Consider the following 19,813-nt stretch of genomic DNA (forward strand, 5'->3'; position numbering starts at 1 on the left):
CCTCAGGGTCGCGCCACGGAGGTCGGCGCGCCCGCCGGTTCGCGCCGCCCGCTGACGAGGAGCAGGAGCGCAACGCCGACGAAGATCGCGCTGTCGGCGAGGTTGAAGGCGGGCCAGTGGTAGCCAGCCACGTGGAAGTCCAGGAAGTCCGTCACGGCGCCGTGCCGCAGCCGGTCGACGACGTTTCCCAGGGCGCCACCGACGATGAACCCGATCGAAGCCGCCATCCCGGGGCGCCGGTCGCGCGTCGTCCAGACGACGAGGCCTGCGATGACGGCGAGCGCGAGGAAGGACAGGAGCCAGGGCGTCGCGGGGTGGTCCGCCGACAGCAGGCCGAAGCTGACGCCCCGGTTCCATGCCAGCACCAGGTTGAAGAACGGGGTGACGGGGATGACGCGGGGCGGATCCATGAGATGGGCCAGCACCCACCACTTCGTCGCCTGGTCCAGCGCGAAGGCCAGCGCGGCCGTCCCCGCGCCCCAGGTCCAGGCGAGCCGCGCCCTAAGCAGGCCCTCAGCCATGCGCCATGCCCTTGAAGCGGTACCCGAGCAGGCGCATGGCGTTGAGGGTCACCAGCACCGTGGCGCCGGTGTCGGCCAGCACGGCGGGCCAGAGGCCGGTGATGCCGACCACCGTCGTCACCAGGAAGACCGCCTTGAGGCCGAGGGCGATGGCCACGTTCTGGTGGATGTTGGCCAGAGTCGCGCGCGACAGCCCGACCAGGGCGGCCACGTCCACGACACGGCTGTTCAGCAGCGCCGCGTCGGCGGTCTCCAAGGCCACGTCGGTCCCGCCACCCATGGCGATGCCGACCGAGGCGGCGGCGAGCGCGGGCGCGTCGTTGATGCCGTCGCCGACCATGGCCACGGGCGCCTTTGCCTTGAGGGCGCCGATCTCGCGCAGCTTGTCCTCCGGCAGCAGCCCCGCCTTCACCTTGAGGCCGAGCGCTCCGGCGATGGCCTGACCCGTGCGGACGTTGTCGCCGGTCAGCATGACGGCCTCGACGCCGAGGGCGTCGAGCGCCCGGATGCCCGCGGCCGCGTCCGGCCGGGGCTCGTCGCGCACCGCGACCAGGCCAGTGGGCGCGCCGTCCACAGAGACGACGACCACGGTCTTTCCTTGATTCTCCCACTCGGCGACCGTCCGCGTTGCGTCAGCCGTGAGCGGCGCCTGAGCGGCAGCGTAGGTGGGTGAGCCGACCGTCACGCGCTTGCCGGTCACGACGGCTTCGACGGCCTTGCCGGGGATGGCGCGGGACTCCTTGGCCGGGCGGAGCGGGATGCCGTCCGCGTCCGCCCGCTCCAGGATGGCGCGGCCGAGCGGATGGCTGGAGCCGTTCTCCACCGCGGCGGCGAGGCCAAGCATCGTGCGTTCCGAGCCAGACAGGGCGAGGAGGTCGGTCACGCGCGGGCGTCCCTCGGTCAGGGTGCCGGTCTTGTCGAAGGCGACGGCGCGGATCCGGCCGATGGTCTCCAGGGCGCCGCCGCCTTTCACCAGCAGGCCCCGCCGGGTGCCGACGGCGAGGCCGGAGGCGATGGCCGCGGGCGTCGAGAGGACGAGGGCGCAGGGGCAGGCGACCAGCAGCAGCGCCAGGCCGCGGTAGATCCAGGTGTCCCAGTCCGCGCCGACGATAAGCGGCGGCGCGACGACAACCAGGGCCGCCACGGCAACTGCGATCGGCGTGTAGATGGCCGAGAACCGCTCGATGAAGCGGGCGGTCGGCGCCTTGGCGTCCTGCGCCTCCTCCACCAGGCGGATGATGCGGGCGATTGTGTTGTCGGAGGCAGGCTTCGTCACCCGGACCTGGAGCGCACCGGAGGCATTGATGCTGCCCGCGAAGACAGGGGCGCCCTCCGCCTTGGGAACGGGGATAGACTCACCGGTCACCGGGCTCTCGTCGACCTCGGATTCGCCCTCGGCCACATCGCCGTCGGCGGAGACGCGGTCACCCGGGCGGACCAGGACGAGGTCGCCGACCTTGAGGCTGGCGGCGGGCACCTCCCGTGCCGTGCCGTCTTCGATGCGCAGCGCGGTCCTCGGCACCAGGGCGCCGAGCGCCTCGATCCCCGCGCGGGCGCGCCCGGCCGCGATGCCCTCCAGGAGTTCGCCGACAGTGAACAGGAACACCACCACGGCCGCCTCGGAGGTTGCTCCGATGGCGATGGCGCCGACAGTGGCGATCGACATCAGCATCTCGATGCTGAAGGGCGAACCGGCGCGCGCCGCGGCGATGGCCTTCCTGCCGAAAAAGACGAGCCCGATCAGGGCGGCGGGTACGTAGGCCCAGTGGTCCAGCGACGGGACGGCGAGCGAAGCGGCGAACCCGGCCACCATGAGGGCGCCGATCGCCGCGGCAAGCCGCGCCTTCTTCCCCTTCCACCAGGGCTGGCGTGGGCGAACGAGCGGTACGTCGGCGGCGACCGCGCCAGGCTCGCCCGCGACCACCCGCGGCGCCTCGACCGGGGCGACGCCGTAGCCGAGCTTGCGGATCCCCTCCTCGACGGACGAACGCGGGGTCGCCGCCTCGTCCAGCCGGAAGGCCAGGACCTGGCTGTGGTAGTTGACCCGGATGTCCTCGGCCCCGCCGAAGCGGCCAACGGCAGTTTCGATCTTCGAGGCGCAGGACGGGCAGTCCATGCCCTCCACGTGGTATCGCAGGGCCGCCCTGGACTTGGGGGCTAGTTGAGCCGTTCCGCCGTCAGCCATGGCTGTCATCCTGTTCCTGTTGGTTACGCCAGGGCCGCGACACCGTAGCCCAGACCGCGGATCTTCTCCTCGACGGCCGAGCGTGGCGTGGTCGCCTCATTCAGGCGGAACTCCAGGGTCTGCGTCTTGTAGTTGACCTGGATGTCCTCGGCGCCGCCGATCTGCTCGACCGCACCCTCGATCTTCAGGGCGCAGCCGGAGCAATCCATGCCCTCCACCCGGTAACGCAGGTCGACCGATGTTCCTGCTGCCGTGTCACCATTCGCCATCGCTTGCCTCCTTCGCAGGTGGGTCCCCGCTGGTTGCGGGGAACTGATGACGTCTTATATAGACCCTGTAGTCGCTACAGGGTCAAGGTGATGTCTTTGGAGAACTTGCTGAACATCGGCGCTCTCGCCAGGGCGACCGGGACGAAGGTGGAAACCATTCGCTGGTATGAGCGTGTGGGGCTGCTCCCGGCCCCGGCCCGCAGCGCCGGGAACTACCGGACCTACGGCGAGGCCCACCTTGGCCGCCTGAGCTTCATCCGGCGTGCGCGGGACCTCGGCTTCTCGCTGGATCAGATCCGCACACTGCTCGACTTGGCCGAGGACCGCGAGCGCTCCTGCGACGCGGTGGACGTCATCGCCAGCGAGCACCTGGAGGATGTGGACCGGAAGATTGCCGACCTCCAGGCACTGCGCCGCGAACTGGATTCCCTCATCGGACAGTGCCGCCACGGCAAGGTGGCGGAGTGCCGCATCATCGAAGCCCTCGGTCCCAGCACTGGCGCCTGACCGTTCACACGGCTCTTCCCAGCCGTGTCCACTCCGGGCCGTTTCAGCGGTTGCCCGCCGGAACGGCCATGATCTTAGGCGCGGATCAGGCTCACCGTGTCACCGTTCGGGTCCTCGGGCGCCGGGGCCGGAGGCTGGCCCTGGGCAGGACGCGGCGCCGAGCGGGCTTTGTTGCTGACATAGGCGAGCCCCGTGCGCCGATCCACGGCCACGGTGTTCGGGTGCGTGCCGGTCTGCAGGCTCGCCAGCACGGTCAGCGCGCGCGTGTCCACCAGGCTGACCGTGCCAGCCCCACGGTTGGTGACATAGGCCAGCGCACCGTCGGTCGAGAAGGTGACGGCCAGCGCGCCCGCACCTGTCTCCAGCACCTTGACCGGCTGGCCGGACGCGGCATCCAGCACGGCCAGTTGGCCGCTCTTCTGGTTGGTGCAGAACAGGCGCCCGCTGGCGGCGTGGAAGGCCAAGTTGATTGGCCCGTCCCCGCCGGAGGCGAAGCGGCGCACCCCGGCGCGGCGGGCAAGGCTCACTTCCACCACCTCGTTCGTCTGCAAGGCGGCCACGAAGACCCGGTCTCCCGCAGGGTCATGGGTAAGGCCCGAGATACCCCCTTCCAGCCCTTCCGTGATGACGCTGGCGAGGGTGTTGGCAGCCGTGTCCACCACCCACACGGCGCTCGGCTTCTCCCGGAAGCCGAAGTTGGAGACGAAGGCGCGGTTGCGCGCCTCGTCCACGACGACCTGCCGCGGATGGTTGTTCTCGCCCTCGCCGATCTCCGTCTTGACCTTGCCGGTGCGGAGGTCAATGGCGAGCACCCTGCCTTTGCGCGTGCCGGTGCCGAACAGCATGCCGGTGCTGTCGTTCACGCCGAGGCCGAAAGCTGTGTTCGCGCCGAGCTCGATGGTGGAGCGGACCTCCAGGGTACGCGGATCCAGGCCAAGGATCTTGGCGTCGTCGGCGCCGCGCGGGCCGGTGCTCGCCACATGCACAAGGCCTGTGGTGGTGCTGACAACCAGTTCGCAGAGGCCGGGCGCCAGCTTCACGCTCTTCTCCACCGCGGCGGCACGCGCCGGTGCAGTCCGCAGGGCAAAGCCAGCCGCGCCGAGCAGCGCGAGCGCGTGGCGGCGGCGAAGCGTGGGCATGGCGGGATAGGTGACGGAGTTCGTGTTTGTCATGGCGGGCCTTTCCCGGTGGACGGGTAGCTGAGATTAACTCTCGTTAACAATAACGCGCCGCACCAACAATCCTGTCAGCTACCTGAGCCCGGCCTTCTCGTGGGCTTGGTGTCAGTGGAAACGTCTTTATCCGTTCACGAGCAGAGGTTGTCCTCTCTTGCCTACTGTCCGCACGAGAGCTCCAGCGCCTATCCGACGGCGCCCGAGAGCTTAGCCAAGTCCGCCTTGGCCTGCTTCTCCGCCCGCTCCTTGCGCTCGCTGTAGCGGTCGGTCAGGTGGCTCGAAATGTCACGAGTCAGCAGGGTGAACTTCACCAGTTCCTCCATGACGTCGACGACGCGGTCATAGAGCGGCCCCGGCAGCATGCGTCCCGCCTCGTCGAACTGCTCATGCGCTTTGGGCACGGAGGATTGGTTGGGGATGGTGATCATCCGCATCCAGCGCCCGAGCAGGCGCAGGGTGTTGACGCTGTTGAAGCTCTGGCTGCCGCCGGAGACCTGCATCACCGCCAGCATGCGCCCCTGGGTCGGACGGACGCCGCGGCTCTCCAGCGGCAGCCAGTCGATCTGGTTCTTCAGGATGCCGGTGACGGCGCCGTGCCGCTCCGGGCTGCACCAAACCTGGCCCTCGGACCACAGGGACAACTCTCGGAGTTCCGCCACCTTGGGGTGGTCGGCGGGTACGCTGTCGACCACCGGCAGGTCGCGGGGGTCGAAGACCCGCGTCTCGGCGCCGAGGCGGCGGAGGATGCGCACGGCCTCCAGCGTCAGGAACCGGCTGTAGGACCGCTCCCGCAGCGAGCCGTAGAGCAGCAGGATGCGCGGTGGGTGCGTGCTGGCGCCGGGAATGCCGAGCCGGGTGAGATTCGGCATCTGCAGATGGTCGTCGGCAACGTTGGGCAGCGTGAGGTCGAGGTCGGATGGCATTAGGGTCTCCCCGTCGTCAGGAACGGACGGATGGCGCGCTTGGTCGTGTTGCTCACGGCGTACCCACCACGGGCAGCCAAAGCGCCAGGGCGGCCAGCACGGCCAGAAGCACCGGAGGCGTGATGACGAGGCCGACCTTCATGTATTGCCCCCAGGTGATGGTAGTGCCCTTGCGCGACAGCACATGCAGCCAGAGCAACGTCGCCAGGCTGCCGATGGGGGTGAATTTGGGCCCCAGGTCGCAGCCGATGACGTTGGCGTAGACCATCGCCTCGCGGATGGCGAGCGGGATGCCCCGCGCCTGCTCGATAGCCAGGGCGCCCACCAGCACGCTCGGCATGTTGTTCATCACGGAGGAGATCAGCGCGGCGCCGACGCCCGTGCCGATGGTGGCGGCCCAGAGGCCATGCCCGGCCAGCCATTCCAGTGCGCCAGCCAGATGGTCCGTCAGCCCGGCGTTCCGCAGGCCATAGACCACCAGGTACATGCCGAGCGAAAACACGACGATCTGCCAGGGAGCCTCGCCTAGTACCTTGCGGATGGAGACAAGGGCGCCCTGCCCTCCCCGGTGCCAGCGCCCGGCCAGCACCAGCAGGAGGAGCGCTGCGGCGCCGGTCACGGCCGCCACCGGCACGCCGAGCGGTGCCAGGACGAAATAGGCCAGCAGCAGCACCGCAAGCAGCGGAAAGGCCGCCCGGAAGACGAGGTGGTCGCGGATGGCGGCGCCGGGCCGCTCCAGTCGGTCCAACGCATAGCTCGCGGGCACCTGGCGGCCATAGTAGGCCCAGAGCACGCCGAGTGTTGCCACCAGCGCCACCAGGTTCACCGGCACCATCACCGCCGCATAGCGGTCGAAGCCGATGCCGAAATAGTTGGCCGAGACGATGTTGACGAGGTTGGAGATCACCAGCGGCAGGCTGGTGGTGTCGGCCACGAAGCCGCAGGCGACGATAAAGGCGAGCGTGGCGCCTGCGGAGAAGTTCAGCCGCAGCAGGATGGCCATGACGATGGGCGTCAGCAGCAGGGCGGCGCCGTCATTGGCGAAGAAGGCAGCGATGAGCGCGCCCAGCACCACGACAAGCGGAAACAGCCGCCGCCCGTTTCCGCCGCCCCAGCGCGCCACGTGCAGCGCGGCCCACTGGAAGAACCCGGCCTCGTCCAGCAGAAGCGAGATGATGATCAGCGCCACGAAGGTGAAGGTGGCGTCCCAGACGATGTCCCAGACCACAGGGACATCGGCCCAGCCGATGACGCCCGTCAGGAGCGCCAGCACGGCGCCGCCCATGGCGCTCCAGCCGATGCCGATACCGCGTGGCTGCCAGATGACCAGGACGAGAGTGAGGACGAAGATGGCCAGGGCCAGCATGAAGGGCGTGTTCTCTCGGGCGTCAGGGCGCGCCGGACCATCCGCTGTCAGCGATGGTCAGCGGCTTGGCTCGTCGGTCCCCGGAATGGGAGGGCGCGGGCGCCCGACTCAGATCAGGCGGTGGCCCGGTTCACCGACGACCTTCTCGCCGTCCTCCTTGGTGAAGGCGCCCTGCTGCGGGTTCGGCAGGATGTCGAGCACCGCCTCGGACGGCCTGCACAGCTTCGCGCCGAGCGGTGTCACCACGATGGGACGGTTGATGAGGATGGGGTGCGCCACCATGGCGTCGAGCAACTGGTCATCGGTCAGGGACGGATCACCGAGGCCAAGCTCTTCGTAGGGTGTGCCCTTCTGGCGCAGGACGTCGCGCACCGGGACGCCCATGCGCCGGATGAGGTCGGCCAGCACCTCCCGCGTCGGCGGCGTCTTCAGGTACTCGATAACCTTCGGCTCCTCGCCGCTGTTGCGGATGAGGGCCAGCGTATTGCGGGACGTCCCGCAAGCCGGGTTGTGGTAGATGGTGACGTCGCTCATGGGGTGGCCTTCTCGGGCGGGCAGCAGGGAAGCAGGTCGGCGACCAGGGGCTGGCACAGGTCGGCGCGTCCGCCGCAGCAGTCCTTGACGAGGAACAGCATCATCTCCCGCAGGCGCTCGGCATCGGCCCGGTAGACGATGGACCGGCTGTGGCGCTCGGAACGAAGCAGGCCAGCGCGCGTCAGCACCGCCAGGTGCGTGGACATCGTGTTTTGGGGAACCTCGAGCTGTCGGGCGACCTCGCCCGCAGGCAGGCCCTCGGGCTCATGGCGCACCAGCAACCGGAAGGTCTCCAGCCGGGTCGACTGTGACAGGGCGCCAAGGCACGCGAGGGCGTCTTCCGATTCCATATATCGAGTATCGCCGATATGTTGGCGCAGTCAAGCTCATGCGGAGTGCTTCGCCGCATGAAGCAGGTGTCTGCTTCCCAGGCGAGCCTACCCCGGAAGCGGCCTGTCCGTGCCCGGCCAGACCCGGCCATGACGGCTGTGCGCCCACAGCAGCCGGACCTTCAGTGCAAGCCACTTCCCAGAAACCGACATGGCTCACCCTGACCGGCACGAACGCCTTCGGGGCGGAGGGACGGCGCTCCAGGACGATGAGCGGGAAGTGCCGCCACTCAAGCATGTCGCCACGCCGGAGCCACCGAGCGCCACGCCCCAGGCCCAACGGAGCCATGGTGCTCGCGTGGTTCTCCTGGGGAGGCAGACGCAGTTCAAGCAAGGACCACAGGTACCCGCGTTCATACGGGTTTAAGGGGGATTACTTGCGCTTGGGGGCCTCACCTCTTGACGCTGAGGCTAACTGAACATACCTTCAGACTGCACTTGGAACGCTGGTTTGAGCCACTTGGTTCAATCCTAACGGGTGCCCCAGCCTGTGGAAGCAGGTATCTGCGGCACTATCGCGGATCAAATTGGGTATCTATTTACACGGAAGTGTTGCGGAGGGGTCAGGCCGACGGGTCTGGCCCCAAAGCTTTTTCGGGCTATCTGACGCCGTAGAGCTGTCCCGTCTGACGCGTCCTATGAGCAATGTACGCGAAGTTCTCCTCTCTCCCGCCCTTTATCGGGTCGCCGGTGAGGTAAGACGTTTCCACGCTAGCGATAGCGCAGCCGTTGGGCGGGCCAGGCATGAACTTCAGGAAAACGATCCAAGTGTGCGAAATGCCAGGCAGCTTTGTGTGGAGTACCCACTGATAGTTGTTGATGGGCGCCAAGCGCCCGCTCATGGCGCTTCTCAACGTTTCCTTCAGGTTCCGGCTGGCAAACCAGCGAACTGGACACAGGCGCCGCCTCTCTTCCGGCCGCTCGCTTTCAACCACAAGGTCTCCCAAGCCAAGCCTTGTCGAATCCTTGTCCGTGCAGCAGTGATAGCTGAACTTGAAGCAAATGGGCATCCGAACCTTCTCACTGCCCGCCGAACCTTCAGGGCCGGGTGAGCCGGGCGCCAAGATGGTGGTGTTCCATGGCTGGAGATGGGTCAGGTCGTAGACCCCTCCATCGTATCTCGGCTGGCTCTGCCAATAAGGCATAGGCTGCGACAAGGTGCGCTCCGTCGACGACGTTTCCCTAAACCCTCGGGCAAACGGCGCCTGACAGCAGGGACTCAGCCGTTATCAGCAAAGCCAGCGGCCTTGCACCTTGGTCGGAAGACGAACTTGGCCGCGGAAAATACACGACGGAATCGTCACTACAAGTTGATATCTGAGCCTCCTCCACTTTCAGGGGGGGTGCCTGAACAGAGCCTACCGCCAGGCTGGCTGCACCCAGATTGTCGAGGTTCAGGGATTGGGTGGGCAGGTCGCTTCCTGGATCAACCCCGCCTTAGCCCGGTCACCTGTAGCGCGATCTGTCCCCCTCACGGTGAAGGTTTGAGTGGCAGGCTGGACACCGTGCCGCTGTGGGCAGGCCCATGTCACGAACCGCGCTGCGCTCCCTCACCTGAAATATCTTGTCACACTTGGGCAATCTCGGGCTCGCACTCGGAGGCCATCTTGGCCGCATCGAGTTCACGCGGCAGGCCACCGACCTGCCCCTGCTTGCACAGACCGGGGAAGCTCACCGATGCGCCTTGCCACCTCCATCGCGGCCGCCATCCTGGCCGCCATCGCTGCGGCCCAGATTCAGCCTGCCTCTGCGGACTCGGCCTACCAGGCATTCGGCACCCGTGGCCGTGCCCAGGACGTCAGGCGGACGATCGACATCGTCATGCGGGACAACAGCTACCAGCCGCAGCGCATCCAGGTCCGGGCCGGGGAGACCGTCCGCTTCCGGGTGCGCAACGCTGGCGAGCTCCTGCACGAGTTCAACATCGGCACCGCCGTCATGCACCAGCAGCACCAGCGCGAGATGCGGGCCATGTTCGACAGCGGCATGATGTCGGCGACCAGCAAGGATGCCATGGCTGGCATGGACCACTCCAGGATGCCGGGCATGAACCATGGCGCCATGGGACACGGCGGCATGGATCACGGCGCGATGCGCCACGATGACCCGAACGCCGTTCTGGTCGACCCCGGCAAGACGGGGGAGATGGTCTTCAAGTTCACCAGGGCCACCAGCCTGGAGTTCGCCTGCAACATCCCGGGCCACTACGAGTCCGGAATGGTGGGCAACGTCACCTTCTCGCGCTGACCGGCAAGACCAGCCCGCAGTGGACGTGGCCAAGGGGACCGAACGATGACCAATGACAAGCTGAGCAGGCGGCGGGCCCTGGGCCTCGGGGTCGCCGCCCTGGCGTTCCCGGCCGCGTCCGGCGCCTCGGCGCAGCCCGCCGTCGGCCGGGCGATGCCGCGCGAGTTCAACCTGACCCTGTCGCACGTGACGGCCAACATCACCGGGCGCCGCCGCCCGGCCATGGCCATCAACGGGCAGATCCCGGGTCCCGTCCTGCGCTTCCGCGAGGGCGAGGAGGTGGTGATCAACGTCACCAACCGGCTGCGCGAGCACACCTCGATCCACTGGCACGGCCTGATCCTGCCGAGCAGCCAGGACGGCGTACCGGGCATCAGCGACGGCTTCCAGGGCATCGACGCGGGCGGGACGCACCAATACCGCTTCCCGCTCGTCCAGGCTGGCACCTACTGGTACCACAGCCATTCGGGCGTGCAGGAGCAGTCCGGCATCTACGGCTCCATCGTCATCGACCCCGCGACGCCGGAACCCTTCGGCTACGACCGCGACTACATCGTCCAGTTGTCGGACTGGACGGACGAGACGCCGAGCCACGTCATCGCCAACCTCAAGCGCGATCCCGGCTACTACAACTACAACAAGCGCACCCTGGCCAGCCTGGTCGGCGAACTCCGCCGGGCGCCGGACGGCGCCGCGCGGTCAGCCATCGTCTCCGACCGCGTCATGTGGGGCGACATGCGGATGGACCCGACCGACATCGAGGATGTCGGCGGCTACACCTACCTGGTCAACGGCCACACTCCGGCACAGAACTTCACGGCGCTCTTCCGGCCCGGCGAGACGGTGCGCCTGCGCTTCATCAACAGCGGCGCCATGACCCACTTCGACGTGCGCGTCCCCGGCCTCGAGATGACCGTGGTGCAGGCGCATGGCAACAACGTCCGCCCCGTCACCGTGGATGAGTTCCGCATCGCACCGGCAGAGACCTTCGACGTCCTGGTCCGCCCGCGCGACGGGCGCCAGTACCAGGTGCTGGCGGAATCCATGGGCCGCCAGGGCTTCGCGCAGTTCAGCCTGGCCACGCGGGAAGGCCTGCCCGCCCTGCCTCTGCCGCCGCACCGTCCGCGCCCGGTTCTGACCATGGCCGACATGGGCATGAACTACGGGCCCAGCGGACTGGACCGCGGCACACCGATGCCGGAGGTTGACGCCCCGGGCCACGTCGCGCCGATGGACATGGGGGGCATGGATCACTCCGCCATGCAGATGCCCGCCGGGGGTTCCCAGGGCATGCAGGGCCAGTCCATGGGCGGCATGAACCATGGAAACATGGCTGGCATGGGCCACTCCTCCATGTCGGGGATGAACCAACCGGCGATGCCCGGGATGGATCACTCCAGCATGCGGGGCATGGCCCCCTCGTCCATGGCCGGGATGAACCACGGCAACATGCCCGGCATGAATCATGGCTCGACGGGCGCCGGTGCCATGGGCGGCATGGACCACGGCGCCATGGCGATGCCAGACCCCCTGGTGAACGATGTCGGCGCGCCGCCGGGTGCTCGCGTTCTGTCCTACCGCAACCTCCGGGCCGCCAAGCCGCTCTACCCGGTCCGGGAGCCAACCCGCATCATCGAGATCCGGCTGACCGGCAACATGGAGCGGTACTTCTGGTCCATCAACGGCAACAGCTTCAGCCAAGCGCAGCCCATCCAGCTCCACCTCGGCGAGCGTGCGCGCTTCCGCTTCGTCAACGAGACGATGATGAGCCACCCGATGCACCTGCACGGCATGTGGATGATTCCGCAGGTCGGCAACGGGGCCGAGAATCCGCTGCTGCACACCGTCAACATCAAGCCGGGCTCGACGCTCGACGTCGACATCGAGGCGGACGCGCCCGGCGGCTGGGCCTTCCACTGCCACATGCTCTACCACATGGAGACTGGGATGATGCGCAAGGTATCTGTGGTCTCGGCACGCCAGGCGGCTTCGGCGCGGTGACGGTCATGAAGACCAAGAGCATCCTGACCGCCGCCGCCTCGGCCGTCCTGGCCATCGGCGCGCTCCAGGCCGCACCGGCGCACGCGCAGGCGATGCCGCACAGCACCGAGCCCCCGTTCAGCCACGAGGTGTTCACCGGCGCCGTGCTGTTCGAGAAGCTGGAGTACGGCTGGGGGTTGGACGGCCCCAACATCGGCCGCTGGGACGGGCAGGCCTGGTATGGCGGCGACGTCAACCGGGTTTGGCTGAAGACCGAGGGCGAGACGGCGCGGAACGGCCGGGTCGAGAGCGCCGAGATCCAACTGCTCTACTCGCGCCTGATCGGCTATTACTGGGACCTCCAGGCCGGTGTCCGCTACGACATCCGCCCCAGGCCGGACCGCTTCTACGGCGTCATCGGCCTGCAAGGGCTGGCGCCCGGCATGTTCGAGGTCGACCTCCAGGGTTTTGTCAGCGAGCGCGGCGACCTGTCGGCGCGCGCGGAGGTGTCCTACGACGCCTACATCACGCAGCGCCTGGTGCTCCAGCCCAACATCGAGGCCAATTTCGCGCTCCAGAAGGTGCCCGAACTTCACGTCGGCAGCGGCATCAACGACATCGAGGCCGGGCTGCGCCTGCGCTACGAGTTCACGCGCGAGGTCTCACCCTACATCGGCGTCAGCTACGAGCGGAAGCTTGGTGACACGGCCCGCTACGCCCGCAACGACGGTGAGGATGTGGGCGGATGGACCTTCATGACCGGCATCCGGCTGTTCTTCTAAGACGAGACAAAACCATGATGATCCGCACGACCCTTGTCGCGTTGCTGATGATGACGGGGCTGGCCAGCGCCGCTGAGCCAGCCGCCACGGTCCGCCAGTTGAACCGCGGTCCCGTGGCAGGCGACACCTTCGCCTACGATCCCGCTCTGGTGCGGGTCCCGGTGGGCGGCTCCGTCCGCTTCGAGCCCACCGACAAGGGTCACAACGTCGCCCCCATTCAGTCGCTTTGGCCTGCGGGCGCGCCGCCGCTCACCGTGCCGTTCAACAGCGAGGCAACGGTGACCTTCGACCGGCCCGGCGTTTACCCCGTGCAGTGCACGCCCCACACTGGTCTGGGCATGGTGGCCCTGATTGTGGTGGGAGACGCTGACATGACCGAATTCGCAGCGAAGGCTGCATCCGCCCCCGGCCTGGCTCCGAAGGCACGGGCGAAGCTGGGTGTCCTCGCCGGTGCCGCCGGTCAGTCCTGACACGGAGCGGGAGGGGCGGGGCAGCCCGCTCCCCCTCGAGGCTCACATTCTCGTCGTCGAGGACGACGGGGAGATGCGCACGCTCATCGCCAAGTTCCTGCGCCAGAACGGCTTCCGGGTCACGGGGGCGCGGAACGGCGCGGAGATGTGGGACACTATCTCGCTGTCCCCGGTGGACCTGGTGCTGCTGGACGTGATGCTGCCAGGCCAGTCGGGGCTCGACCTGTGTCGGATGCTCCGAGCGAGGTCCGAGGTCCCGATCATCATGGTGACGGCCCGCGGCGAGGAGGCCGACCGGGTGGTGGGCCTCGAACTCGGCGCCGACGACTACCTCCCCAAGCCGTTCAGCCGTCCAGAACTCCTGGCCCGGATCCGGGCCGTCCTGCGGCGCGCCCAGGCCGGGGCAGCCCGGACGGGGCTCGTCACCGGCGACAGGATGGTCTTCGCCGACTGGCTCCTCGACACCCGGCGCCGCGAACTGGCGGCACCCGACGGCTCGGCGGTTGATCTGTCCAGCGGCGAGTATGACCTGCTCCTGGCTTTCTGCGAGCACCCACAACGCGTCCTGTCGCGCGACCAGTTGCTGGACCTCGCCCGCAACCGGATCTCGGGCAGCATCGACCGCTCGGTGGACGTCATGGTCAGCCGCCTCCGGAGAAAGCTGGAGCCGCTGTCGGACAGCCCCGCCATCATCAAGACTGTTCGGGGCGCAGGCTACATGTTCGTCCCTTCGGTCGCGCGTCGATGAGGCGGCTGCTCCCCAGCACCCTGGCTGGCCGCATCATCCTGGTGCTGCTGGTCGGCTTGATGGCGTTCCATGTCGGCAGCCTGTGGCTGCACCAAACAGGCAGCGATATCCTGCTGGGAAGCACGCAGCAGAAGGTCACTGGCGAGCGGGTCGCCGCGGCCGCCCGCGCCATCGGCATGGTGCCGCCGGATGCCCGCGAGGCAGTGGCCCAGGCACTGTCCTCCCCGGGCTTCCAGGTGCGCTGGCGACCCGGTGTCGCAGTGGGGGCCGTGACGGCCCAGAATCTTACCGCCAGCGGCCATCTGGAGGCCGAAGGTGCGGTCAGTCTGCCGGACGGCGGCCATCTCTGGTACCACGCCGACCCGCTGCAAGCGCAGCCGGAGCACGCCACACTCCTCTCCACCACCGCCATGGCCATCGGCATTTTGGTGCTGGGCCTACTGGTCGTGCGCCTCATCGCGCGGCCGTTGCGGGAGCTTTCCAGCGCGGCCGACCGCATCGGCAGGCCCGGGCAGACGGTCACCGTGCCCGAGGAGGGACCCCGCGAGGTTCGGCAGGCGGCACAGGCGTTCAACCGCATGCAGGCGCGCATCGACCGCCTCATTGCCGACCGGACACAGGCGCTCGCGGCCGTCAGTCATGACCTCCGGACCCCATTGGCACGGCTGCGCCTGCGCGCGGGCTTCCTGGACGACGCCGAGGCGCAACGGCAGATCGACGCCGACCTCGACGAGATGGATGCCATGATTGCCTCCACGCTGGCCTACCTGCGGGGCGACGAGGAGCAGGAGGAGGTCCGGTCCGCCGACATCGCAGCGATGCTCCAGACCCTCTGCGGCGACGCTGAGGACATGGGCAAGTCGGTGACCTATGAGGGGCCTTCGCAGGCGCGGCTTCCCTGCCGGGCCATCGCCCTGAAGCGCGCCTTCGCCAACGTCATCGACAACGCGCTGAAGTACGGCCTCTCGGCCCGGGTGACCCTGTCCGACCTGGGGCAGGAACTCGTGGTTCATGTGGACGACATTGGGCCGGGGGTTCCCGAGGCGCAGCTGGAGAGCGTCTTCCAGCCCTTCTACCGCCTCGAGGAGTCCCGCAACCGCAGCACTGGCGGCTCCGGCCTCGGCTTGGCCATCGCACGGCAGGCGGTCGGCCGCCATGGCGGGTCGGTCGCGCTTCAGAACATCACAGGCGGGGGGCTGCGCGCCAGCATCATCCTGCCTAGACCAGCCTAGGAGCGCGAATATGCGTATCGTCACCACCCGTCGAGGTCTCACAAGCGGCCTACTTGGCTTGGCACTGCTGCCCACGGCCTGTGGCGGGCCGCCCAAGGTCGAAGCTTGGCGGGATCGCACCTGCGGCTGCTGCGGTGGCTGGGTCGCGCACTTGCGGGCCGAGGGCTTCGAGGTCGACGACAAGGTCGTGGATGCGGTCGGGCCATACCGGCAGGCGCTTGGCACACCCTCGGACCTGCTCTCCTGCCATGCCGGGAAGACTGGTCGTTACGCCATGGAAGGGCATGTCCCCGCCGCGGCAATCCGGCGCCTGCTCAAGGAAAGGCCCGACGGCGTTGCTGGGCTTTCCGTGCCCGCCATGCCGATCGGCGTGCCGGGCATGGAGGTGCCGGGCGCGGAGCCCTCGACCTACGACGTCGTCGCCTTTGGCCGCGACGGCGCCTGGCGGCCGTGGATGCGGTTCCGCGGACTGGAAGCCCTATGAGCGAGTCCCCCGCCGTCTCAACCTGCAACATGCTGCCTCGAAGCATGCTGCCGTTCCACGTCATGCAAGGCGCGTCGGTCACCCCCTGTGACCGCCTGCTCGCCGTGCAACGTCGTCGCCCCAGCCCGCCGAGGCGGGCCGGGGCGCCTGCCGAACCCCTGCCATCTCAAGGAGGACACATGGTCCACATGACTTCGAAGGCGATCGGGAAGGTCGCATTGGCTGCAACGCTGCTGCTCGGCGTGGCCGCCTGCGCGCAGCCCGGCGGCCCGCCTGCGGCGACCCCGACCTCGTCGCAGATGTCCTTGCCTCCGACATCCACGACGCCGCCGGGTTCGTCCGCCGCCCAGGGCAGCATGGGCTCCATGCAGGGTCACAACATGGGAGGCATGAACATGCAGCAGATGATGCAGCACTGTCAGCAGATGCGGGCGCAGGCCCAGCAGGGCACGATGTCGCCGCAGATGCAGCAGATGATGCAGCACTGTCAGATGATGAACCACTGACGAGATGGGGCGGGACGCCCCAGGGCGTCCCGCCTCGCACCGCGTGGAAGCCGGGGTGCAGTTCCGCTGACATCAATTGATAAGATGGCGCAAGCGGGCTGACACAGTGGCGGCCCATCCTCTCCAGGTGCCGGACGAGAAACGGCAAACCTGATTGAGGATCTCGCTATGACACCCCGCTTCCAATCCGCGCTTTTCGCCCTCTCCCTGTTTGCGGCGATCGGCACTTCCGCCGCGGTAGCGCACGCCAACGGGCCCATCGAGGTTGTTGGGCAGGGCGAGAACTTTGCCGTGGTCTACCCGCCCGGCCATGACGAGAACGTCGTGGGTGGCGGGCGTGTCGCCGTTGCCGGGGGCGGGGAAAACCTGAGGATTCGCTACCTCGATCCCGGCGCCGCGCACCCGGTCCCCGGCGTTCCGGTTCCGACTGGCGGAGAATCGAGCGGCGTCGCCTACATCCAGCCCGACCACCACTACGGTGCGAAGACGGCCGAGGTGATGAGCAACCCGCACGTCCGGCATCACATGTAGCACCGGCCGACGCTGGCGCAGGACGGCATCACAGTCGCCGGAGCAGCCTGCTCCGGCTACGGTGTCCGGCGCAGCTCGTTGCCGGGAAGCTCAGGCGGGCACGGGCTGGTTGGCGTAGCCCGCTTCCTGGATGGCCGCGGCGAGCTCCGTCTGGGATACCGAGGAGATCACGGTCACCCGCCTGTTCTCCACGTCAGCGCTGAACTCGGCAGCGGTGTCCTTGGCCTTGATGGCGCCCTCTACCTTCTTGGCGCAGCCACTGCACTTCATGCCGGGAACGTCGAAGCGGTACATCGTGCTCTCCTCCTCAATGACCGTCCAACAGGTGGGGCTTTCCACTATGGGAAGGTCAAGGCCAGCAGGGTGTCCGATCGGCGCCCTTGACCTTCCCACAATGGGAAACCCCACCTCCTAGAGCACCGAACGTCGAGCACAGCAGTCTTGGAGGAGTCCCGCAGATGGGAGAGCATCACCACCATCACCATGGTCACGGCGCTCATACGCCAGCTAACGACGACCAGACTCTGGTGCGCGACCCGGTCTGCGGGATGACGGTTGACCCTGCCAAGACGCCGCACCACGCCCACCACGGCGGCGCCGCGTTCCATTTCTGCTCGGCTGGATGCAAGGGAAAGTTCGAGGCTCACCCGGACAGGTACCTGAAGCCGGAGAAGGCTGTCGCGCCGACGGCTGCGCAGAAGGCCGCCATCTACACCTGCCCCATGCACCCGGAGATCCGGCAGCAAGGCCCGGGCAACTGCCCCATCTGCGGCATGGCCCTGGAGCCGCTGGAGATTACTGCCGAGGCCGCGCCCAACGAGGAACTCGCCGACATGACGCGGCGGTTCTGGATCGGCCTGGTGCTGACCCTTCCTGTCCTCGTCCTGGAGATGGGCGCCCACATCCCGGGCCTCGGCATCCATCACCTGGTGCCGCCCAGGGTCTCCGTTTGGGTCCAGTTCCTGCTCGGGACGCCGGTCGTGCTCTGGGCGGGCTGGCCCTTCTTCGTGCGCGGCTGGCAGTCGTTCAGGAACCGCAGGCTGAACATGTTCAGCCTGATCGCCCTCGGGACCGGCGCCGCCTACCTCTATAGCCTGGTCGCGACCTTCGCGCCTGGCGTCTTCCCCGAGGGCTTCCGCGGCATGGACGGCACCGTCGCCGTCTACTTCGAGGCGGCCGCCGTCATCACGGTGCTCGTCCTGCTCGGCCAGGTGCTGGAGTTGCGCGCCCGCGAGCAGACTGGCGGCGCCATCCGCGCCCTGCTGAACATGGCGCCCAAGACGGCGCGGCGCCTCAAGGAAAGCGGCGAGGACGAGGAGATCCCGCTGGCCGAGGTGAGCGTCGGTGACCGGCTGCGGGTGCGTCCGGGCGAGAGCGTGCCGGTGGACGGCGCGGTGCTGGAAGGGAGCGGCGCCGTGGACGAGTCCATGGTCACCGGTGAATCCCTGCCGGTCGAGAAGGCGCCGGGGTCCAAGGTCATCGGCGGCACCGTGAACGGCACCGGCGCGCTGGTCATGCGGGCGGGCAAGGTCGGCTCCGACACCATGCTGTCCCGCATCGTCGCCATGGTCGCCGAGGCGCAGCGCAGTCGGGCGCCCATCCAGCGCATGGCCGACACGGTCTCCGGTTACTTCGTCCCGGCGGTCATCGCCGTGGCGGCGCTGGCCTTCGTCGCCTGGGCAGCCTGGGGCCCGAGTCCCGCGCTCTCCTACGGGCTGATCGCGGCCGTCTCGGTGCTCATCATCGCCTGCCCCTGTGCGCTCGGCCTGGCAACGCCCATGAGCATAATGGTCGGCGTCGGCAAGGGCGCGTCCGCGGGCGTGCTCATCAAGAGCGCCGAGGCGCTCGAGCACATGGAGAAGGTCGACACCCTGGTCGTGGACAAGACCGGCACGCTGACGGAGGGCAAGCCCAAGGTCGTGGCCGTGGTCCCGGCACCCGGCCTGACCGAGGCCGAGGTGCTGCCGCTGGCCGCCAGCCTGGAGCGGTCCAGCGAGCACCCGCTGGCGGCCGCGGTCGTGGCCGCCGCCAAGGAACGCGGCATGGCCTTCCGCGAGCCTGCCGACTTCGCGTCCGTCACGGGCAAGGGCGTGACCGGCACGGTGGGGGGGCGCCAAGTCGCGCTGGGCAACGCGCGGCTGATGCAGGAGCTTGGTGTCGACCTGGGTGGTCTCGCCACCCGGGCCGACGAGCTCCGGCGTGAGGGCGGCACGGCGCTCTTCCTGGCCGTGGACGGCAGGCCGGGCGGCGTCATCGCGGTGGCCGACCCTGTCAAGCAGAGCACGCCCGCCGCGCTGGAGAGCCTGCGCGCCAGCGGCATCCACATCGTCATGCTGACGGGCGACAACCGCACGACGGCGGAGGCGGTGGCCCGCAGGCTCGGCATCGAGGACTTCCAGGGCGACGTCCTGCCCGAGGACAAGCACCGCATCGTCCGGGAGCTCCGCGCCAAGGGGAAGGTCGTCGCCATGGCGGGCGACGGCGTGAACGACGCCCCGGCGCTGGCGGAGGCCGACGTCGGCATCGCCATGGGCACCGGGACGGACGTCGCCATGCAGAGCGCGGGCGTGACCCTGGTGAAGGGCGACCTCGCGGGCATCGCGCGGGCGCGGCTCCTGTCGCGCGCGGTGATGCGCAACATCCGGCAGAACCTGTTCTTCGCCTTCGTCTACAACGCGGCCGGGGTGCCCCTGGCGGCGGGCGTGCTGTACCCGGTCCTGGGCCTGCTGCTCAGCCCGATCGTGGCGGCCCTGGCCATGGCGCTGAGCTCTGTCTCGGTCATCGGCAACGCGCTGCGCCTGCGGGCCGTCCGCTTGCAGGATTAGGCCCGCCTGGTCCTGTGAAGGCATCGGCGTGCTCGCCCCCGGCCGCCAGGGCGAGCACGCCGGTGCTGCAAGGCGACAGCAATGACATCCGGCCTGCGATGCCCCGCAGCTCCAGGCGTCGTGGTCGCATTCGAAGCGA

Annotated in this window: 21 protein-coding genes; 11 read left to right on the forward strand and 10 right to left on the reverse strand. The window is 68.4% G+C overall.

All coding sequences use genetic code 11. The features are described 5' to 3' along the window. Window positions 1-2 precede the first annotated feature (2 nt). The 3 genes from lspA to ACZJYS_RS01640 are packed head-to-tail and all read right to left on the reverse strand — an operon-like array spanning window position 3 to window position 2,975. Window positions 3-521: a signal peptidase II gene (gene lspA / locus ACZJYS_RS01630; RefSeq protein ID WP_493175402.1), complete on the reverse strand. Its 519-nt coding sequence runs from the start codon at window positions 519-521 to the stop codon at window positions 3-5. Beyond that, entirely contained in the window at window positions 514-2,706 is a 2,193-nt protein-coding gene (locus ACZJYS_RS01635) for a heavy metal translocating P-type ATPase (protein ID WP_442970744.1), read from the reverse strand. Before ACZJYS_RS01635 ends, lspA begins: the two co-directional genes overlap by 8 nt. 23 nt (window positions 2,707-2,729) lie before the next feature. Then, entirely contained in the window at window positions 2,730-2,975 is a 246-nt protein-coding gene (locus ACZJYS_RS01640) for a heavy-metal-associated domain-containing protein (protein ID WP_007002454.1), read from the reverse strand. A 90-nt stretch (window positions 2,976-3,065) separates the two neighbouring features. Between ACZJYS_RS01640 and ACZJYS_RS01645 the strand changes: the two genes are divergently transcribed. Next, on the forward strand, window positions 3,066-3,482 hold the full coding sequence (locus tag ACZJYS_RS01645) for a MerR family transcriptional regulator (protein ID WP_007002455.1): 417 nt from the start codon (window positions 3,066-3,068) through the stop codon (window positions 3,480-3,482). A 74-nt stretch (window positions 3,483-3,556) separates the two neighbouring features. Here the strand turns inward: ACZJYS_RS01645 and ACZJYS_RS01650 are convergent, their stop codons facing one another. The 6 genes from ACZJYS_RS01650 to ACZJYS_RS01675 form a co-directional block, all read right to left on the reverse strand. Continuing rightward, window positions 3,557-4,654: a YncE family protein gene (locus ACZJYS_RS01650; RefSeq protein WP_007002456.1), complete on the reverse strand. Its 1,098-nt coding sequence runs from the start codon at window positions 4,652-4,654 to the stop codon at window positions 3,557-3,559. Window positions 4,655-4,842: 188 nt separating this feature from the next. Continuing rightward, window positions 4,843-5,580 (reverse strand): arsenical resistance protein ArsH, encoded by a 738-nt coding sequence (gene arsH, locus ACZJYS_RS01655; RefSeq protein ID WP_099095909.1) that lies wholly within the window; start codon window positions 5,578-5,580, stop codon window positions 4,843-4,845. A gap of 52 nt (window positions 5,581-5,632) precedes the next feature. Continuing rightward, window positions 5,633-6,946 (reverse strand): arsenic transporter, encoded by a 1,314-nt coding sequence (locus ACZJYS_RS01660; RefSeq protein ID WP_099095908.1) that lies wholly within the window; start codon window positions 6,944-6,946, stop codon window positions 5,633-5,635. A gap of 108 nt (window positions 6,947-7,054) precedes the next feature. Next, window positions 7,055-7,480 carry an arsenate reductase (glutaredoxin) gene (gene arsC / locus ACZJYS_RS01665; protein ID WP_099095907.1) on the reverse strand — a complete coding sequence of 142 codons (426 nt, stop codon included), beginning with the start codon at window positions 7,478-7,480 and terminating at the stop codon, window positions 7,055-7,057. Next, window positions 7,477-7,830: an ArsR/SmtB family transcription factor gene (locus tag ACZJYS_RS01670; protein WP_099095906.1), complete on the reverse strand. Its 354-nt coding sequence runs from the start codon at window positions 7,828-7,830 to the stop codon at window positions 7,477-7,479. The genes arsC and ACZJYS_RS01670 overlap by 4 nt, the downstream gene beginning before the upstream one ends. A gap of 638 nt (window positions 7,831-8,468) precedes the next feature. After that, entirely contained in the window at window positions 8,469-9,014 is a 546-nt protein-coding gene (locus tag ACZJYS_RS01675) for a YjaZ family protein (protein WP_493175441.1), read from the reverse strand. A gap of 532 nt (window positions 9,015-9,546) precedes the next feature. On the opposite strand from ACZJYS_RS01675, the gene ACZJYS_RS01680 reads away from it, so the two are divergent. From ACZJYS_RS01680 to ACZJYS_RS01720, 9 genes are all read left to right on the forward strand, one after another. Beyond that, window positions 9,547-10,116: a cupredoxin domain-containing protein gene (locus ACZJYS_RS01680; protein ID WP_099095904.1), complete on the forward strand. Its 570-nt coding sequence runs from the start codon at window positions 9,547-9,549 to the stop codon at window positions 10,114-10,116. A 45-nt stretch (window positions 10,117-10,161) separates the two neighbouring features. Continuing rightward, complete coding sequence (locus tag ACZJYS_RS01685) at window positions 10,162-12,117, forward strand: copper resistance system multicopper oxidase (protein ID WP_109517868.1); 1,956 nt, start codon at window positions 10,162-10,164, stop codon at window positions 12,115-12,117. 5 nt (window positions 12,118-12,122) lie between these two features. Continuing rightward, window positions 12,123-12,878: a copper resistance protein B gene (locus ACZJYS_RS01690; RefSeq protein WP_109517882.1), complete on the forward strand. Its 756-nt coding sequence runs from the start codon at window positions 12,123-12,125 to the stop codon at window positions 12,876-12,878. 14 nt (window positions 12,879-12,892) lie between these two features. Beyond that, window positions 12,893-13,348: a plastocyanin/azurin family copper-binding protein gene (locus ACZJYS_RS01695; protein ID WP_167522615.1), complete on the forward strand. Its 456-nt coding sequence runs from the start codon at window positions 12,893-12,895 to the stop codon at window positions 13,346-13,348. Beyond that, complete coding sequence (locus ACZJYS_RS01700; protein WP_109517881.1) at window positions 13,329-14,096, forward strand: response regulator; 768 nt, start codon at window positions 13,329-13,331, stop codon at window positions 14,094-14,096. The genes ACZJYS_RS01695 and ACZJYS_RS01700 overlap by 20 nt, the downstream gene beginning before the upstream one ends. Further along, a complete protein-coding gene (locus ACZJYS_RS01705; RefSeq protein WP_109517866.1) occupies window positions 14,093-15,328 on the forward strand; it encodes an ATP-binding protein in 1,236 nt (411 codons plus the stop codon). The genes ACZJYS_RS01700 and ACZJYS_RS01705 overlap by 4 nt, the downstream gene beginning before the upstream one ends. Window positions 15,329-15,338: 10 nt before the next feature. Next, window positions 15,339-15,812, forward strand: coding sequence for a DUF411 domain-containing protein (locus ACZJYS_RS01710; RefSeq protein ID WP_109517865.1), 474 nt, complete (start codon window positions 15,339-15,341; stop codon window positions 15,810-15,812). A gap of 179 nt (window positions 15,813-15,991) precedes the next feature. Next, on the forward strand, window positions 15,992-16,318 hold the full coding sequence (locus ACZJYS_RS01715; RefSeq protein ID WP_109517864.1) for a hypothetical protein: 327 nt from the start codon (window positions 15,992-15,994) through the stop codon (window positions 16,316-16,318). Window positions 16,319-16,486: 168 nt separating this feature from the next. Next, on the forward strand, window positions 16,487-16,849 hold the full coding sequence (locus tag ACZJYS_RS01720; RefSeq protein ID WP_099095897.1) for a hypothetical protein: 363 nt from the start codon (window positions 16,487-16,489) through the stop codon (window positions 16,847-16,849). A 90-nt stretch (window positions 16,850-16,939) separates the two neighbouring features. Here the strand turns inward: ACZJYS_RS01720 and ACZJYS_RS01725 are convergent, their stop codons facing one another. After that, window positions 16,940-17,143 (reverse strand): heavy-metal-associated domain-containing protein, encoded by a 204-nt coding sequence (locus ACZJYS_RS01725; protein WP_099095896.1) that lies wholly within the window; start codon window positions 17,141-17,143, stop codon window positions 16,940-16,942. Between the two features lie 164 nt (window positions 17,144-17,307). Here ACZJYS_RS01725 and ACZJYS_RS01730 point away from each other — a divergent pair, with 164 nt between their 5' ends. Continuing rightward, the gene (locus ACZJYS_RS01730; protein WP_109517863.1) at window positions 17,308-19,674 is read left to right on the forward strand and encodes a heavy metal translocating P-type ATPase; all 2,367 of its coding nucleotides are present in this window, start codon (window positions 17,308-17,310) and stop codon (window positions 19,672-19,674) included. Window positions 19,675-19,813: the final 139 nt, after the last annotated feature.

Source organism: Roseomonas sp. TS2, assembly GCF_058833935.1.

What these genes read in the sequence shown, in the direction of transcription:
- lspA (WP_493175402.1), bottom strand. Translation starts at nt 521, where the DNA reads ATGGCTGAGGGCCTGCTTAGGGCGCGGCTCGCCTGGACCTGGGGCGCG.
- ACZJYS_RS01635 (WP_442970744.1), bottom strand. Translation starts at nt 2,706, where the DNA reads ATGGCTGACGGCGGAACGGCTCAACTAGCCCCCAAGTCCAGGGCGGCC.
- ACZJYS_RS01640 (WP_007002454.1), bottom strand. Translation starts at nt 2,975, where the DNA reads ATGGCGAATGGTGACACGGCAGCAGGAACATCGGTCGACCTGCGTTAC.
- ACZJYS_RS01645 (WP_007002455.1), top strand. Translation starts at nt 3,066, where the DNA reads ATGTCTTTGGAGAACTTGCTGAACATCGGCGCTCTCGCCAGGGCGACC.
- ACZJYS_RS01650 (WP_007002456.1), bottom strand. Translation starts at nt 4,654, where the DNA reads ATGACAAACACGAACTCCGTCACCTATCCCGCCATGCCCACGCTTCGC.
- arsH (WP_099095909.1), bottom strand. Translation starts at nt 5,580, where the DNA reads ATGCCATCCGACCTCGACCTCACGCTGCCCAACGTTGCCGACGACCAT.
- ACZJYS_RS01660 (WP_099095908.1), bottom strand. Translation starts at nt 6,946, where the DNA reads ATGCTGGCCCTGGCCATCTTCGTCCTCACTCTCGTCCTGGTCATCTGG.
- arsC (WP_099095907.1), bottom strand. Translation starts at nt 7,480, where the DNA reads ATGAGCGACGTCACCATCTACCACAACCCGGCTTGCGGGACGTCCCGC.
- ACZJYS_RS01670 (WP_099095906.1), bottom strand. Translation starts at nt 7,830, where the DNA reads ATGGAATCGGAAGACGCCCTCGCGTGCCTTGGCGCCCTGTCACAGTCG.
- ACZJYS_RS01675 (WP_493175441.1), bottom strand. Translation starts at nt 9,014, where the DNA reads ATGCCTTATTGGCAGAGCCAGCCGAGATACGATGGAGGGGTCTACGAC.
- ACZJYS_RS01680 (WP_099095904.1), top strand. Translation starts at nt 9,547, where the DNA reads ATGCGCCTTGCCACCTCCATCGCGGCCGCCATCCTGGCCGCCATCGCT.
- ACZJYS_RS01685 (WP_109517868.1), top strand. Translation starts at nt 10,162, where the DNA reads ATGACCAATGACAAGCTGAGCAGGCGGCGGGCCCTGGGCCTCGGGGTC.
- ACZJYS_RS01690 (WP_109517882.1), top strand. Translation starts at nt 12,123, where the DNA reads ATGAAGACCAAGAGCATCCTGACCGCCGCCGCCTCGGCCGTCCTGGCC.
- ACZJYS_RS01695 (WP_167522615.1), top strand. Translation starts at nt 12,893, where the DNA reads ATGATGATCCGCACGACCCTTGTCGCGTTGCTGATGATGACGGGGCTG.
- ACZJYS_RS01705 (WP_109517866.1), top strand. Translation starts at nt 14,093, where the DNA reads ATGAGGCGGCTGCTCCCCAGCACCCTGGCTGGCCGCATCATCCTGGTG.
- ACZJYS_RS01710 (WP_109517865.1), top strand. Translation starts at nt 15,339, where the DNA reads ATGCGTATCGTCACCACCCGTCGAGGTCTCACAAGCGGCCTACTTGGC.
- ACZJYS_RS01715 (WP_109517864.1), top strand. Translation starts at nt 15,992, where the DNA reads ATGGTCCACATGACTTCGAAGGCGATCGGGAAGGTCGCATTGGCTGCA.
- ACZJYS_RS01720 (WP_099095897.1), top strand. Translation starts at nt 16,487, where the DNA reads ATGACACCCCGCTTCCAATCCGCGCTTTTCGCCCTCTCCCTGTTTGCG.
- ACZJYS_RS01725 (WP_099095896.1), bottom strand. Translation starts at nt 17,143, where the DNA reads ATGTACCGCTTCGACGTTCCCGGCATGAAGTGCAGTGGCTGCGCCAAG.
- ACZJYS_RS01730 (WP_109517863.1), top strand. Translation starts at nt 17,308, where the DNA reads ATGGGAGAGCATCACCACCATCACCATGGTCACGGCGCTCATACGCCA.